Origin of the sequence: Candidatus Pseudomonas auctus (assembly GCF_048654275.1) — a bacterium.
Taxonomy (GTDB): domain Bacteria; phylum Pseudomonadota; class Gammaproteobacteria; order Pseudomonadales; family Pseudomonadaceae; genus Aquipseudomonas; species Aquipseudomonas pharyngis.
This window is the reverse complement of record NZ_JBJYZK010000005.1, coordinates 62,562-76,479: the sequence shown is the minus strand read 5'-3', so window position 1 is coordinate 76,479 and position 13,918 is coordinate 62,562. Positions and strand designations below refer to the sequence as shown.

At 61.4% G+C, this 13,918-nt stretch carries 16 protein-coding genes; 10 read left to right on the top strand and 6 right to left on the bottom strand.

Annotated elements, in window-relative coordinates; genetic code table 11:
* Positions 1 to 45 precede the first annotated feature (45 nt).
* Positions 46 to 279, top strand: coding sequence for a 50S ribosomal protein L28 (gene rpmB, locus ACKUG4_RS11780; RefSeq protein WP_003177273.1), 234 nt, complete (start codon positions 46 to 48; stop codon positions 277 to 279).
* An 11-nt stretch (positions 280 to 290) separates the two neighbouring features.
* Positions 291 to 446, top strand: a complete 156-nt coding sequence (gene rpmG / locus ACKUG4_RS11775) for a 50S ribosomal protein L33 (protein WP_003177274.1) — start codon at positions 291 to 293, stop codon at positions 444 to 446.
* Between the two features lie 74 nt (positions 447 to 520).
* Here rpmG and ACKUG4_RS11770 read toward each other — a convergent pair whose 3' ends face one another.
* Both ACKUG4_RS11770 and ACKUG4_RS11765 read right to left on the bottom strand, forming a co-directional pair.
* Positions 521 to 730, bottom strand: coding sequence for a peptidase inhibitor (locus ACKUG4_RS11770; RefSeq protein ID WP_064600404.1), 210 nt, complete (start codon positions 728 to 730; stop codon positions 521 to 523).
* A gap of 160 nt (positions 731 to 890) precedes the next feature.
* Positions 891 to 1,253: a cupin domain-containing protein gene (locus ACKUG4_RS11765; RefSeq protein ID WP_236187571.1), complete on the bottom strand. Its 363-nt coding sequence runs from the start codon at positions 1,251 to 1,253 to the stop codon at positions 891 to 893.
* Between the two features lie 234 nt (positions 1,254 to 1,487).
* On the opposite strand from ACKUG4_RS11765, the gene ACKUG4_RS11760 reads away from it, so the two are divergent.
* Positions 1,488 to 2,981: an aldehyde dehydrogenase gene (locus tag ACKUG4_RS11760; RefSeq protein WP_064600402.1), complete on the top strand. Its 1,494-nt coding sequence runs from the start codon at positions 1,488 to 1,490 to the stop codon at positions 2,979 to 2,981.
* Between the two features lie 184 nt (positions 2,982 to 3,165).
* Positions 3,166 to 4,311, top strand: a complete 1,146-nt coding sequence (locus tag ACKUG4_RS11755) for an MFS transporter (RefSeq protein ID WP_064600400.1) — start codon at positions 3,166 to 3,168, stop codon at positions 4,309 to 4,311.
* A gap of 21 nt (positions 4,312 to 4,332) precedes the next feature.
* Here ACKUG4_RS11755 and ACKUG4_RS11750 read toward each other — a convergent pair whose 3' ends face one another.
* On the bottom strand, positions 4,333 to 5,901 hold the full coding sequence (locus ACKUG4_RS11750; RefSeq protein WP_445434053.1) for a phospholipase D family protein: 1,569 nt from the start codon (positions 5,899 to 5,901) through the stop codon (positions 4,333 to 4,335).
* Between the two features lie 60 nt (positions 5,902 to 5,961).
* Complete coding sequence (locus tag ACKUG4_RS11745; RefSeq protein WP_064600394.1) at positions 5,962 to 7,383, bottom strand: aminotransferase-like domain-containing protein; 1,422 nt, start codon at positions 7,381 to 7,383, stop codon at positions 5,962 to 5,964.
* A 179-nt stretch (positions 7,384 to 7,562) separates the two neighbouring features.
* Here ACKUG4_RS11745 and ACKUG4_RS11740 point away from each other — a divergent pair, with 179 nt between their 5' ends.
* Complete coding sequence (locus ACKUG4_RS11740) at positions 7,563 to 7,808, top strand: DUF1127 domain-containing protein (RefSeq protein WP_039765237.1); 246 nt, start codon at positions 7,563 to 7,565, stop codon at positions 7,806 to 7,808.
* A 114-nt stretch (positions 7,809 to 7,922) separates the two neighbouring features.
* Here ACKUG4_RS11740 and ACKUG4_RS11735 read toward each other — a convergent pair whose 3' ends face one another.
* Positions 7,923 to 9,233 (bottom strand): NAD(P)/FAD-dependent oxidoreductase, encoded by a 1,311-nt coding sequence (locus ACKUG4_RS11735; RefSeq protein ID WP_445434052.1) that lies wholly within the window; start codon positions 9,231 to 9,233, stop codon positions 7,923 to 7,925.
* Between the two features lie 145 nt (positions 9,234 to 9,378).
* Between ACKUG4_RS11735 and ACKUG4_RS11730 the strand changes: the two genes are divergently transcribed.
* A complete protein-coding gene (locus tag ACKUG4_RS11730; protein WP_064600390.1) occupies positions 9,379 to 9,732 on the top strand; it encodes a YkgJ family cysteine cluster protein in 354 nt (117 codons plus the stop codon).
* A gap of 4 nt (positions 9,733 to 9,736) precedes the next feature.
* Here the strand turns inward: ACKUG4_RS11730 and ACKUG4_RS11725 are convergent, their stop codons facing one another.
* Entirely contained in the window at positions 9,737 to 10,225 is a 489-nt protein-coding gene (locus ACKUG4_RS11725) for an Lrp/AsnC ligand binding domain-containing protein (protein ID WP_003177284.1), read from the bottom strand.
* 154 nt (positions 10,226 to 10,379) lie between these two features.
* Here ACKUG4_RS11725 and dadA point away from each other — a divergent pair, with 154 nt between their 5' ends.
* The 4 genes from dadA (at position 10,380) to ACKUG4_RS11705 (ending at position 13,815) form a co-directional block, all read left to right on the top strand.
* The gene (gene dadA, locus ACKUG4_RS11720; RefSeq protein ID WP_445434051.1) at positions 10,380 to 11,684 is read left to right on the top strand and encodes a D-amino acid dehydrogenase; all 1,305 of its coding nucleotides are present in this window, start codon (positions 10,380 to 10,382) and stop codon (positions 11,682 to 11,684) included.
* Positions 11,656 to 12,009 (top strand): RidA family protein, encoded by a 354-nt coding sequence (locus tag ACKUG4_RS11715; protein ID WP_039765240.1) that lies wholly within the window; start codon positions 11,656 to 11,658, stop codon positions 12,007 to 12,009. The genes dadA and ACKUG4_RS11715 overlap by 29 nt, the downstream gene beginning before the upstream one ends.
* Positions 12,010 to 12,104: 95 nt before the next feature.
* On the top strand, positions 12,105 to 13,178 hold the full coding sequence (gene alr / locus ACKUG4_RS11710) for an alanine racemase (protein WP_445434050.1): 1,074 nt from the start codon (positions 12,105 to 12,107) through the stop codon (positions 13,176 to 13,178).
* A gap of 88 nt (positions 13,179 to 13,266) precedes the next feature.
* A complete protein-coding gene (locus ACKUG4_RS11705; RefSeq protein WP_003229444.1) occupies positions 13,267 to 13,815 on the top strand; it encodes a cupin domain-containing protein in 549 nt (182 codons plus the stop codon).
* Positions 13,816 to 13,918 lie beyond the last annotated feature (103 nt).

Here is a 13,918-nt window from a genome sequence, read left to right as displayed (position 1 = left end):
GCCAACCCATGCCGGGTTGGGCATGTGGTTTTAGAGGGCTGAGGCATGTCTAGAGTATGTCAAGTTACCGGTAAGGGTCCGGTGACTGGGAACAACATTTCCCACGCAAACAACAAAACCCGTCGTCGTTTCCTGCCGAACCTGCAGCATCACCGCTTCTGGGTTGAAGAAGAGAAACGTTTCGTACGCCTGCGCGTTTCCGCCAAAGGCATGCGTATCATCGACAAGCGTGGCATCAGCGTTGTGCTGGCCGAGCTGCGTCGCGACGGCAAGGTTTAAGGGAGCTAATCATGCGTGAATTGATTCGTTTGATCTCGAGCGCCGGTACTGGTCACTTCTACACTACCGACAAGAACAAGCGTACTACCCCGGACAAAATCGAGATCAAGAAATATGATCCGGTTGTTCGCAAGCACGTGATCTACAAGGAAGGCAAAATCAAGTAATTGATTTTTCCCGACTTACGAAAAAGGCCCGTATCTCACGATACGGGCCTTTTTTGTTGCCTGGCGATTAGCAATCAGCCGCAGATCAGTTCATCGATCTCATTGCGATCGTTGACCAGCACCCTGATCCGGTCAGGTTTGGGCAGGAGATTGAACAAGTCCTCCGGCCGTTCCAGTCGATGTTTCTGAACTCCGGCCGCAGTGCGGATAGCGCTCAGGGTCTCTGGGGTGGCGACTTGGCCGACAGCAAATTGCGCGGCGTTGATATTGCAGAAATCAGGCATGGTGCCTCCTTGCGTTCCATTCGGTTGGGAGCGCTCGCCGGTCAGTCCTGCCGAGACATCCTGCCTCGGTAGGAAATTGCCCGATGTATGAGCGCTGCCGCGAAGTTTCACTCAGAAGCACTGCACGCGTCTTACTCGTGTAGTCACCACTTGTGTCGGATCAGGCCTTCTGTTCGAAGATCACATAGACCTTGCGGCACGCTTCCAGCACTTCCCAGGTGCCACGGAAACCGGCCGGAATCACGAAGCGGTCGCCGACACGCAGGGTCTTTGCATTGCCTTCACCGTCACGCAGCACTGAAACACCTTGCAGGATTTCGCAGTATTCATGTTCGGTGTAATTCACTGTCCACTGCCCGACCGCACCTTCCCAAACGCCAACGCCCATTTGCCCACATGGGCTGTCGTACTGGTTGAACACCGCCTGCTCGGGATCGCCCTTGAGTACTTTGGCCGGGTCCGGGCGATAGCGGTCGGCTTCGGTTGTGGTCAGGCTGATGTCGACGACGTTCTGGATGTTCATTGTTGTTTTCTCCCGTGATGACGGCGCGGTGGCTTGAAAGGGGCAAAGTCTATGTTGATTAAATTGAACGCCGCAAGGCGCTATAACCGCCTTATGTCAAATATATTGAAACAACCCCGGCCGCTGGTTTAGGGTGGCGGATGCCTCGGGCCGAAAGCAGGCTGGCCGGGCAGTATTCCCGAGAACGACCGCGACGATCGCGGCGCTCGTATTGAACAAGAGGAGGACACTCGAATGACCACCCTGACTCGTGCCGACTGGGAACAACGCGCTCGCGACCTGAAGATCGAAGGCCGCGCCTTCCTCAATGGCGAGTACACCGATGCCGTCTCCGGCGAGACCTTCGAGTGCATCAGCCCGGTCGATGGCCGCCTGCTGGGCAAGATTGCCAGCTGTGACGCCGCCGACGCTCAGCGCGCCGTGGAAAACGCCCGCGCCACGTTCAACTCCGGCGTCTGGTCGCGCCTGGCGCCGACCAAACGCAAAGCCACCATGATCCGTTTCGCCGGCCTGCTCAAGCAGCATGCCGAAGAACTGGCCCTGCTCGAAACCCTCGACATGGGCAAGCCGATCAGCGATTCGCTGTATATCGACGTGCCGGGTGCCGCGCAAGCGCTGAGCTGGAGCGGTGAAGCGATCGACAAGATCTACGACGAAGTCGCCGCTACCCCGCACGATCAACTGGGTCTGGTAACCCGTGAGCCGGTTGGCGTGGTCGGGGCCATCGTGCCGTGGAACTTCCCGCTGATGATGGCCTGCTGGAAACTCGGGCCGGCGCTGTCGACCGGTAACTCGGTGATCCTCAAACCGTCGGAAAAATCCCCGCTGACCGCCATCCGCATCGCCGAACTGGCGGTCGAGGCCGGCATCCCGAAAGGAGTGCTGAACGTGCTGCCGGGCTACGGCCACACCGTCGGCAAGGCGCTCGCGCTGCATAACGACGTCGACACCTTGGTGTTCACCGGTTCGACCAAGATCGCCAAGCAACTGATGATCTATTCCGGCGAATCGAACATGAAGCGCGTCTGGCTGGAAGCCGGCGGCAAGAGCCCGAACATCGTGTTTGCCGATGCGCCGGATCTGCAAGCCGCTGCCGAATCCGCCGCCAGCGCCATCGCCTTCAACCAGGGCGAAGTCTGCACCGCAGGTTCCCGTCTGCTGGTCGAGCGTTCGATCAAGGACAAATTCCTGCCGATGGTGATCGAGGCGCTGAAAACCTGGAAACCGGGCAACCCGCTGGATCCGGCCACCAACGTTGGCGCGCTGGTCGACACTCAGCAGATGAACACCGTGCTGTCCTACATCGAGTCGGGCCACACCGATGGCGCCAAACTGGTGGCCGGCGGCAAGCGCATTCTTCAGGAAACCGGTGGTACTTACGTCGAGCCGACGATTTTCGACGGCGTGAGCAACGCGATGAAGATTGCCCAGGAAGAGATCTTCGGCCCGGTGCTGTCGGTTATCGCCTTCGATACCGCCGAGGAAGCGATCAGCATCGCCAACGACACGCCTTACGGCCTGGCGGCGGCAGTCTGGACTCAGGACATTTCCAAGGCGCACCTGACCGCCAAGGCCCTGCGGGCCGGCAGCGTGTGGGTCAATCAGTACGACGGCGGCGACATGACCGCACCGTTTGGCGGCTTCAAGCAGTCGGGCAACGGCCGCGACAAGTCGCTGCACGCGTTCGACAAATACACCGAGCTGAAGGCGACCTGGATCAAGCTGTAAGTCGCTAAGGGAGCCCGCCGAAGCGGGCACCCGAACGGTACAAGGATCCCTGTGGGAGCGGGCTTGCTCGCGAAGGCGGTGTGTCAGTCAGCATCAATGTCGACTGTCAGACTGCATTCGCGAGCAAGTCCGCTCCCACATTGGTTTTGTGTGAATACAAAAAATATCCACAGGAGCGTGGACCATGCGTTGGGCGACGTATTTCGCCGTGTTGGCGTCTGTCTTGAGTGTTGGTCTGGCCCTGGGGGTCAGCATGCCACTGGTGTCGTTGCGCCTGGAGGGCTGGGGCTACGGCTCGTTCGCCATTGGCGTGATGGCGGCGATGCCGGCCATTGGCGTGTTGCTGGGGGCGAAGGTTTCCAGTCATCTGGCCGCGCACTTCGGCACGGCGAACCTGATGCGCCTGTGCCTGTGGGCAGGGGCGCTGTCCATCGGCCTGCTGGCGCTGCTGCCGAGCTACCCGATCTGGCTGGTCCTGCGGCTGATGATCGGCGTGGCTCTGACCATCGTCTTCATCCTTGGCGAGAGCTGGATCAATCAACTGGTGGTCGAGCAGTGGCGTGGGCGACTGGTGGCGCTGTACGGCAGTAGTTACGCGTTGAGCCAACTGTCCGGTCCGTTGCTGTTGGGCGCGCTGGGCACTGATCGCGATTATGGTTTCTGGGTCGGTGTTGGCCTGTTGATCGTATCGCCGCTTCTGCTGCTGGGCCGCAGCGGTGCGCCGAGCAGCGAGGCCAGCAGCGTGACCTTCGGCGATCTGTGGGGCTTCGCTCGCGAACTGCCGGCCATCGCCTGGGCGGTGTCTTTGTTCGCCGCATTCGAAGCGATGATCCTGACGCTGTTGCCGGTGTATTGCCTGCAGCAGGGCTTCACCGCTGAAATCGCGCTGGCGATGGTCAGTACCGTGGTGGTGGGCGATGCGCTGCTGCAATTGCCGATCGGTGCGCTGGCCGATTATCTGTCACGGCGGACCCTGTTCACCGGCTGCGCCGTGGTGTTGATGCTGTCGAGCCTAGCGATCCCGATGCTGCTCGACACCTTGCTGATCTGGCCGCTGTGGGTGCTGTTCGGCGCCAGTGCCGGTGGTCTGTTCACGCTTTCGCTGATTCTGATTGGCGAGCGTTACCGCGACGATGCGCTGGTGCGCGCCAATGCGCATGTCGCGCAGCTGTGGGGTGTCGGTTGTCTGATCGGGCCGTTGATGGCGGGCGCGGGCAGCCAGTGGATCAGCGGACATGCGTTGCCGTGGCTGATGGCGGCCGGCGCGTTCGGGCTGGTGATTCTGCTGTCGCGACAAGGGGCGTTCGGCAAGGTGCCGGAGCCCGCTTGATGAGGCGGCTGGAGCGGGTTGCTACAGCATCCGCTCCAGTCCCACGGTGGTGCTGAACCACGCATTGAAGCGCCGCCACCAGTTGCCGGGCTCCTTGGTCAGCGTGTGCATCTGGCCATTGTCCTCGGTGACCCACACCACTTTTCCGTCCTGCAGTTTCGCTTCGTAGCTGAGCGCCGGCGCCATGCCCTGCAAGGCCAGTTCGCGCACGTGCGCCGCCAGTTCGGGGCTGTCCACCAGCACCCCGACTTCGGTGTTCCACAGCACCGAGCGCGGGTCGAAATTGAATGAGCCGATGAACGATTTTTTGCCGTCGAAGATCATCGCCTTGCTGTGCAGGCTCGAATCCGAGCCACGATAGGACTTGCTGTAAAACAGGTGCGGGCCGCTGCCGTCGTTATCCCCAGGCTGGCGCCGCAGCTCAAACAGCTTCACGCCATGTTCCAGCAACGCCTTGCGATACGGCGCATAACCGCCGTGCACCGCCGGCACGTCGGTGGCTTCCAGCGAGTTGGTCAGCAGGCTTACCGACACGCCCGCATCGGCGCGGCCGGTCAGGTAGACCAGCCCCGGTTGTCCCGGCACGAAATAGGCAGAAATCATCACCAGTTCTTTGCTGACACCGGTGAGCTCCGGCGCCAGTTGTGTGGTCAGCAGCAGCTGCGAATCGGGCTCGCCCTTGGCCAGCACCTTGCTCGGCGCATCCCACAACGCCTGATTCCAGGCCCAGATCAGCTCCCGGCGCCAGACGTCCATGCGCGGAGCGGTGCGGTAAGTCATCAACTGCTGATACAGCGCGTGATTCTGTTTGCGGGTCTCTTCCAGGGATTCTTCCAGGCGCGTGCGGGTGTTCTGCAGGTCTTTGGCCGTGGGTTTGCTGGAGAGGAATTCGTCGATCGGCTTGCTCAGGGCACTGTTCCAGTACTGGTCGAAACTGTGCCCGAGCTGTTCGGCGACCGGCCCGACACTGAGCATGTCGATGTCGGTGAAGTTCAGGTTGGGCTCGGCATCGAAGTATTCATCGCCCAGATTGCGCCCGCCGACGATGGCCACACTGTTGTCCGCCAGCCACAACTTGTTGTGCATGCGCCGATGTTGCAGCGACAGGTTGAACAGCCGCCCGGCCGCACGGGTCACGCCGGTGCTGCGCCCCAGGTGCAGCGGATTGAACAGACGGATCTGGATCTGTGGATGCGCCGCCAGTGTGGCGATGATGAGGTCGAGACCGTCGCTGGTGGTGTCGTCCAGCAGGATCCGCACCCGCACGCCACGGTCGGCGGCCTTCAACAATTCTTCCACCAGCATTCGGGTGCTGATGCCGTCATGGACGATGTAGTACTGCAAATCGAGGCTGCGTTGAGCGTTGCGGATCAGCTCGGCGCGGGCGGTAAAGGCTTCGGTACTGTTGGACAGCAGGCGAAAGCCGGACTGGCCCTTGTAGGGCGCCGCCTGGGCCTGGATCGAACGGCCGAAAGCGGAGTCGGAGGCCGGCAAGGCCTGGCTTGGTTCGCGCGGTACGTCGAGGGACGCACAACCGCCCAGGAACGAGGCGAGTAGCAGCAGAGCGAGTAGGGGCTGTCTGAAGCTCACGTGGGATCGTTCCGGTTGGCGGCAGAGTTGGGCATATGGACGCTTTTTGCTCGGTAAAAGTCAGTCGGCCTCGGCCAACAGTCTGATCGCTGCCGCACCGACCTTGCGCACCGCTTCTTCGATCAGCGGTGTCGGTTTGGCAGCGTAGTTCATGCGCAGGCAATTGCGGTACTTGCCCGAGGCGGAAAAGATGCTGCCGACGGCAATCTGTACGCCTTGATCGTGCAGCGCACGGTTCAGTTTCAGCGTATCGAAACCTTCCGGCAGTTCGACCCAGAGCATGAAGCTGCCCTGTGGGCGGCTGGCGCGGGTGCCGGCCGGGAAGTAGCGCGTCACCCAATCGATCATCACGTCGCGATTGCGCTGGTATTGCGTGCGCATCCGCCGCAAATGCGGTTCGAAGTGCCCAGCCTTGAGAAATTCGGCGATGGCGATCTGCGGTTGCGGTGCCGTGGAGCCAGTGCTGATGTATTTCATGTGCAGCACCCGCTCGAGATAGCGGCCGGGCGCGACCCAGCCAATGCGCAGGCCCGGCGCCAGGGTCTTGGAGAACGAACTGCACAGCAGCACGCGGCCGTCTTCGTCGAAGGATTTGATCGTGCGCGGACGTGGATAGGTGTAGGCCAGTTCGCCATACACATCGTCCTCGATGATCGCCACGTCGAAGCGCTGGGCCAGGTTGAGCAGGGCACGTTTGCGCGACTCCGGCATGATGTAGCCGAGCGGGTTGTTGCAGTTGGGCGTGAGCTGGATGACCTTGATCGGCCATTGTTCCAGCGCCAGTTCCAGCGCTTCGAGGCTGATGCCGGTGAGCGGGTCGGTGGGGATTTCCAGGGCTTTCATGCCCAGGCCTTTTAGGGTCTGCATGGCGCCGTGGAAGCTCGGCGAATCCACCGCGACGATGTCGCCGGGCTCGCAGATCGCGTGGATGCTGGTGGATAGCGCTTCGTGGCAACCGGTGGTGACCACCAGATCGCTGGCGCTCAACTGGCAGCCGGAATCGAGCATCAGCCGGGCAATCTGTTCACGCAATTCGAGAGTGCCGTGGATGTTGTCGTAATACAGACCGGGCATGTCCTGACGGCGGCTGATACGGGCCAGTCCGCGCAGCAGCGGTTTCATCGTCGGCGACGAGATGTCCGGCATGCCGCGACCCAGCTGCACCACGTCCTTGCGCGGCACGGCGCGAATCAGTTCCAGCACCTGATCCCACTGGGAAATTTCCACCGGCCGCTGCGCCGGACGCCCCACCGCCGGCAGTTCCGGCAACTCGCGACCGACCGGCACGAAGTACCCGGACTTGGGTTTCGGCGTGGCCAGGCCGCTGTCTTCCAGCATGCGATAGGCCTGCTGCACCGTGCTCAGGCTGACCCCGTGTTCGACGCTCAAGGCGCGCACCGACGGCAGTCGGTCGCCGGGGCGGTAGAAGCCTTGTTCGATGCGCGTGCCGAGCAGTTCGGCAAGGTTTACATACAGGGTCATGACACTGCCTCGGTGCAGGTGATTCGGTAAACCGGTACAGATGCGGCAAAAATCGACAATTCAGAGCTTGAGACGATCAATCTGTATGGAATTAATACAGATCTGTTGATTCTGTAATGCTTTTGCCCGCCCGCGCATCATGGAATCTCTGGCTACCCAAGTAAACAGGAGCAATGAAAATGAACGGCTTGAGCGATGTGCGGCTGACGTTACACAGTCAGGAACTGGAGGCAGGGCAACAGGACAATGCGCGCAACGAGAGCATGTGCAACGCACCGTCCGGCCTGAGTCGCTGGGACCTGTTCTGGCATCGTCTGCACACGCGCAAGGCGTTGCTGCGCCTGACGCCGGAACAGCTCAAGGATATCGGGCTGACCCGCGAGCAGGCGCTGGAGGAGGGATTGAAGCCGTTCTGGCGGATCTGAATCTTCGGAACTCATGAAGCCCATTCGCGAGCAGGCTCGCTCCCACAGGGATATGCATTGCAAAGTGGGAGCGAGCCTGCTCGCGAAGGCGTCATCAATGGCGCTGCAAAAGTATCAGACCAACTCTTTAAGGCGATGCCACAACATCCCCAACGCCAGCAGCGGCGAGCGCAGATGCTTGCCACCGGGGAAGGTGATGTGTGGCACTTTGGCGAACAGGTCGAAACCGCCGCTTTGCTGTCCGCTGATGGCTTCGGCCAGCAGCTTGCCCGCCAAATGTGTGGCATTCACGCCATGGCCGGAATAGGCCTGGGCGTAATACACGTTCGGCTGCTCCGCGAGCCGGCCAATCTGCGGCAGACGGTTGGCGCCGATGCCGATCATCCCGCCCCACTGATAATCAATCTTCACCGAGGCCAGTTGCGGAAACACTTCCAGCATTTTGGGCCGCATGTACGCGCCGATGTCCTTCGGATCGCGCCCCGAGTAATGGCAGGCGCCGCCGAACAGCAGGCGCCGGTCCGCCGAGAGCCGATAGTAATCCAGCGCCACCCGCTGGTCGCAGACCGCCATGTTCTGTGGCAACAGGTCGTGAGCCTGTTCTTCGCTCAGCGGTTCGGTGGCGATGATGTAGCTGCCGGCCGGCAGCACCTTGCCGCTGAGTTGCGGATTGAGGTCATTGAGATAGGCATTGCAGCCCAGCACCAGAGTTTTCGCCCGCACCGAACCTTGTGCGGTGTACACCCGGACTTCAGGGCCGTAGTCGATGCGGGTGACCGCCGATTGTTCGAACAGCTTCACCCCCAGTTGCTGCGCTGCTGCGGCTTCGCCGAGTGCCAGGTTCAGTGGGTGCAGATGCCCGGAACCCATGTCGATCAAACCGCCGACGTAGCGTTTTGAGCCAACCACGGTGTGCATTTCGTTCGCTTGCAGCAGGCGGGTTTCGTAGCGGTAACCGAGGCTGCGCAGCTCTTCGGCGTCTTCGGCAAAACCTTCAAGGTCGGAAGGTTTGTTGGCAAGGTCGCAGTAACCCCAGGTCAGGTCGCAGGGGATCTGAAATTTTTCGACGCGCTGGCGGACGATTTCCACCGCTTCCAGGCCCATGAGTTTCATCTGACGTACGCCGTCGGTGCCGATCACGTTGGCGAATTGATCGAGGCCGTGACCGACCCCGCGAATCAGTTGCCCGCCGTTGCGACCGCTGGCGCCCCAGCCGATCCGGTGCGCCTCCAGCAACACGACGCTTAAGCCGCGCTCCACCAGTTCCAGCGCGGTGTTCAGCCCGGAGAAACCGCCACCGACCACGCACACGTCCGCGATCAGTTCACCTTGCAGCACCGGATGGTCGGGTTGCGGCAGGCTGCTGGCGGCGTAATAAGAGGCAACGTGAGGTTGGCTCGCGGAGGCGTGGGCGCGGGCATTCATGGGCGTCATCCTGAGCGGGTGTCGAGAAAATTTGACGGAGCATAAGCCGCAGGCCCGAGGACGGGCAACATTGGTCGGCCCGTGGTGTCTGGATCACGGCTTTTGCGGCACAATTGCCGCCTATTCCGCTCCGGTTACCGCTGCAATGAGCTGCAACAGTCAGAAAATCCGCGCCCTGCGTCAGCAGATTCCCACGTTCGAGTGCGTGCCGGGCTGTCATGACTGCTGCGGGCCGGTGACCACCTCGCCCGAGGAAATGTCCCGCCTGCCGCGCAAGACCCGCGCCGAGCAGGACGCGGCCATGGAAGAGCTCAACTGTGTGCATCTGGGGCCAAATGGCTGCACGGTGTATGACGAGCGGCCGCTGATTTGCCGGTTGTTCGGTACGACGCAGACCTTGCCGTGCCCCAACGGCCGGCGCCCGGTGGAGCTGATTCACCCGCGGGTCGAGAAGCAGGTGTTCGAGTACATGGCCGAAAACCGACAGGTGCTGGTCTGAGCGATCAGTCCGGAATCGGCAGGCTCAGGCTCTCCTTTACTTCTTCCATGACGATGTAGCTCTTGGATTCGCGCACGTGCGGCAACTTGAGCAGGATGTCGCCCAGCAATTTGCGGTACGAAGCCATCTCGGAAATCCGCGCCTTCACCAGATAGTCGAAATCCCCTGACACCAAGTGGCATTCGAGCACGTGGGGCAATTTCAGCACCGCACGTCGGAACTCTTCGAAAGTATCGCCGGATTTGTAGTCAAGACTGATCTCGACGAAAACCAGCAGACTACCCTTCAAGTGCTGCGGATTCAGGCGGGCGTTGTAGCCCATGATGATCCCCTCGCGCTCCAGGCGCCGCACCCGCTCCGTGCACGGCGTGGTGGAGAGCCCGACCTTTTCGCCCAGTTCGGTGAATGAAATCCGCCCGTCCGCCTGCAGGATCCGCAAGATGTTGCGGTCGATCTTGTCCAGCTCACGTTTGGTCTGAGTGTTGGTACGCATAGGGGATGCGCCTCCGTGAAAAGGGTTTTTGCCGAGAATTGTCGCCAAATATAGGCGCTTATACAGTGAAAAGCACTGGCCAATCTTTTTTACACTGCGCGCATCATTGCTCTAACAACAGACGTACGCGGCACGCCGCGATGAGGGATACAAAATGCGCGTTATGGTCTTGGGTAGCGGCGTCATCGGTACCGCCAGTGCTTACTATCTGGCCCGTGCCGGGTTTGAAGTGGTGGTGGTCGACCGGCAGCCCGCTGCGGCCATGGAGACCAGTTTCGCCAACGCCGGCCAGGTCTCGCCAGGCTACGCCTCGCCGTGGGCTGCGCCGGGCGTACCCCTCAAAGCCATCAAGTGGCTGCTGCAACGCCACGCGCCGCTGGCAATCAAGGCCACCGCCGACATTGATCAGTACCTGTGGATGGCGCAGATGCTGCGCAACTGCACCGCCAACCGTTACGCGGTGAACAAGGAGCGCATGGTGCGTCTGTCCGAGTACAGCCGCGACTGCCTCGACGAACTGCGCGCCGAAACCGGCATCGCCTACGAAGGCCGCAGCCTCGGCACCACCCAGTTGTTCCGCACCCAGGCGCAACTGGATAACGCCGCCAAGGACATCGCCGTACTGAAAGAATCCGGCGTGCCGTTCGAAGTGCTCGACCGCGCCGGCATTGCCCGCGTCGAACCGGCGCTGGCCGGTGTCACCGACATCCTCGCCGGCGCCCTGCGCCTGCCGAACGACCAGACCGGCGACTGCCAGATCTTCACCACCCGCCTCGCCGAAATGGCCACCCAACTGGGTGTGGAATTCCGCTTTGGCCAGGATATCCAGCGCCTCGACTTCGCCGGTGACCGCATCAACGGCGTGTGGATCGACGGCAAGCTGGAAACCGCTGACCGCTACGTGCTGGCCCTCGGCAGCTACTCCCCGCAACTGCTCAAGCCGCTGGGCATCAAGGCCCCGGTGTATCCATTGAAGGGCTACTCGCTGACCGTGCCGATCACCAACCCGGACATGGCTCCGACCTCGACCATTCTCGACGAGACCTACAAGGTCGCGATCACCCGTTTCGATAACCGCATCCGCGTCGGCGGCATGGCGGAGATCGCCGGTTTTGACCTGTCGCTCAACCCGCGTCGGCGCGAAACCCTGGAGATGATCGTCAACGACCTTTATCCTCAGGGCGGCAATCTGGCCGAAGCGAGCTTCTGGACCGGCCTGCGTCCAACCACCCCGGATGGCACGCCGATCGTCGGCGCCACCCCGTTCAAGAACCTGTTCCTGAACACCGGTCACGGCACTCTCGGCTGGACCATGGCGTGCGGCTCCGGTCGCTTGCTGGCCGACCTGATGGCGAAGAAAAAGCCGCAGATCAGCGCCGAAGGTCTCGATATTTCCCGTTATGGCAACACCACCCAGGAGTCCGCAAAGCATGGCAATCCAGCGCCAGCTCACCAATGAGCGCATGAGTCAGATCGTCAGCCACAACGGTACGGTGTATCTGTCCGGGCAGGTCGGCGATGACTTCAACGCCGGTGTCGAACAGCAGACCCGCGACGTCCTCGCCAACATCGAGCGTCTGCTCGATCTGGCCGGCACCGACAAACAGCATTTGCTGTCGGCGACGATCTACCTGAACGACATCGAGGCGCACTTTGCCGGCATGAATTCGGTGTGGGATCAGTGGCTGCCCAAAGGCGCCGCCCCGGCCCGCGCCACCGTCGAAGCGAAGATGGCCAAGCCGAGCATCCTGGTCGAAATTTCCATCGTCGCCGCGTTGCCGTAACCCGTTGTAAAGATCCCTCTCCCGGTGCTGTTGGCGGTTCACGCCGTCAGCCAGCGCCGGTTTTTATTCCCATGACCGCCAAGAAGTCTGCTGCCATGCGTCCTGCTCGTGCCCTGATCGACCTTCAAGCCCTGCGTCACAACTACCGTATCGCCCGTGAAGTCACCGGTGCCAAGGCACTGGCGGTGATCAAGGCCGATGCCTACGGCCATGGCGCGGTACGTTGCGCCCAGGCGCTGGAGGTTGAAGCGGACGGCTTCGCGGTGGCATGCATCGAAGAAGCCCTGGAGCTGCGTGCCGCCGGGATTCGCGCGCCAGTGCTGCTGCTTGAAGGTTTTTTCGAGGCGGACGAGCTGGCGCTGATCATCGAGCACGATTTCTGGTGCGTGGTGCATTCGCTGTGGCAGCTCGAAGCGATCGAGCAGGCGGCGTTGAGCAAGCCGATCACCGTGTGGCTGAAGCTCGATTCGGGCATGCATCGCGTGGGCCTGCATCCGAAGGATTACCCGGCGGCTTACCAGCGTCTGCTGGCCAGCGGCAAAGTAGCGAAAGTCGTGCTGATGAGCCATTTCGCCCGGGCCGATGAACTGCACGAGCAGAGCAGCGCCGATCAGGTCGCAGTGTTCGAAGCCGCGCGTCAGGGCCTGGCGGCCGAAGTCAGCCTGCGCAACTCGCCGGCGGTGCTGGGCTGGCCGCAGATTCACAGCGACTGGGTGCGTCCGGGCATCATGCTCTACGGCGCCACCCCGTTCGAAGAAGCCAACGCTGTGGCCGAGCGCCTGCAACCGGTGATGACCCTGGAATCGAAAGTCATCAGCGTGCGCGAATTGCCGGCCGGCGAGCCGGTGGGTTACGGCGCGAAGTTCATCACCGACAAACCGATGCGCATCGGCGTGGTCGCCATGGGTTACGCCGACGGTTACCCGCGTCAGGCACCGACCGGCACTCCGGTACTGGTGGCCGGCCAGCGCAGCCGCATTCTTGGCCGGGTGTCGATGGACATGCTGTGCATCGACCTGACTGACGTGCCGCAAGCCGGCCTCGGTTCGACCGTCGAGTTGTGGGGTAAAAACATCCTCGCCAGCGATGTGGCGAGGTGGGCGGACACCATTCCGTACCAGATCTTCTGCAACCTGCGCCGGGTGCCAAGGCTCTATTCCGAGGGTTGAAGCGCTAGCGGGGCCCAAGTGTTGTAAATACTGAACGCTGTCGCCATGATAACGCTCAATATTTCTACAACATCAGGAGGCTCCAGCCTTGGACGTCGGTGAACGACTGCAATCGATCCGCAAGCTCAAAGGGCTTTCCCAGCGTGAACTCGCCAAGCGCGCGGGCGTCACCAACAGCACCATTTCGATGATCGAAAAGAACAGCGTCAGCCCTTCGATCAGTTCGCTGAGGAAGGTTCTTGGCGGGATTCCCATGTCCATGGTCGAGTTCTTTTCCGAAGAGATCCTGCAGGAAAAACCGACCCAGATCGTCTACAAGGCCAACGAGCTGATCGACATTTCCGACGGCGCCGTGACCATGAAGCTGGTCGGCCGCGCGCACCCGAGTCGGGCCATCGCGTTCCTCAATGAAATCTACCCGCCGGGCGCCGACACCGGCGAAGAAATGCTGACCCACGAAGGCGAGGAAACCGGGATTCTGGTGGAAGGGCGCCTGGAACTGGTGGTAGGCCTTGAAACTTTTATCCTCGAAGCCGGCGACAGCTACTACTTTGAAAGTACCAAGCCGCATCGTTTCCGTAACCCGTTCGATGCACCGGCGCGACTAATCAGCGCAGCCACGCCGGCGAATTTTTAAACCAAGAGGCGCCAGGCCATACGGCAAAGGCACCCGAAACGTTTTTCCACAGCGCGATATAACCCCTTCGAATTTGGGGTTGTTTCAGTGAAGCGGGCTAACC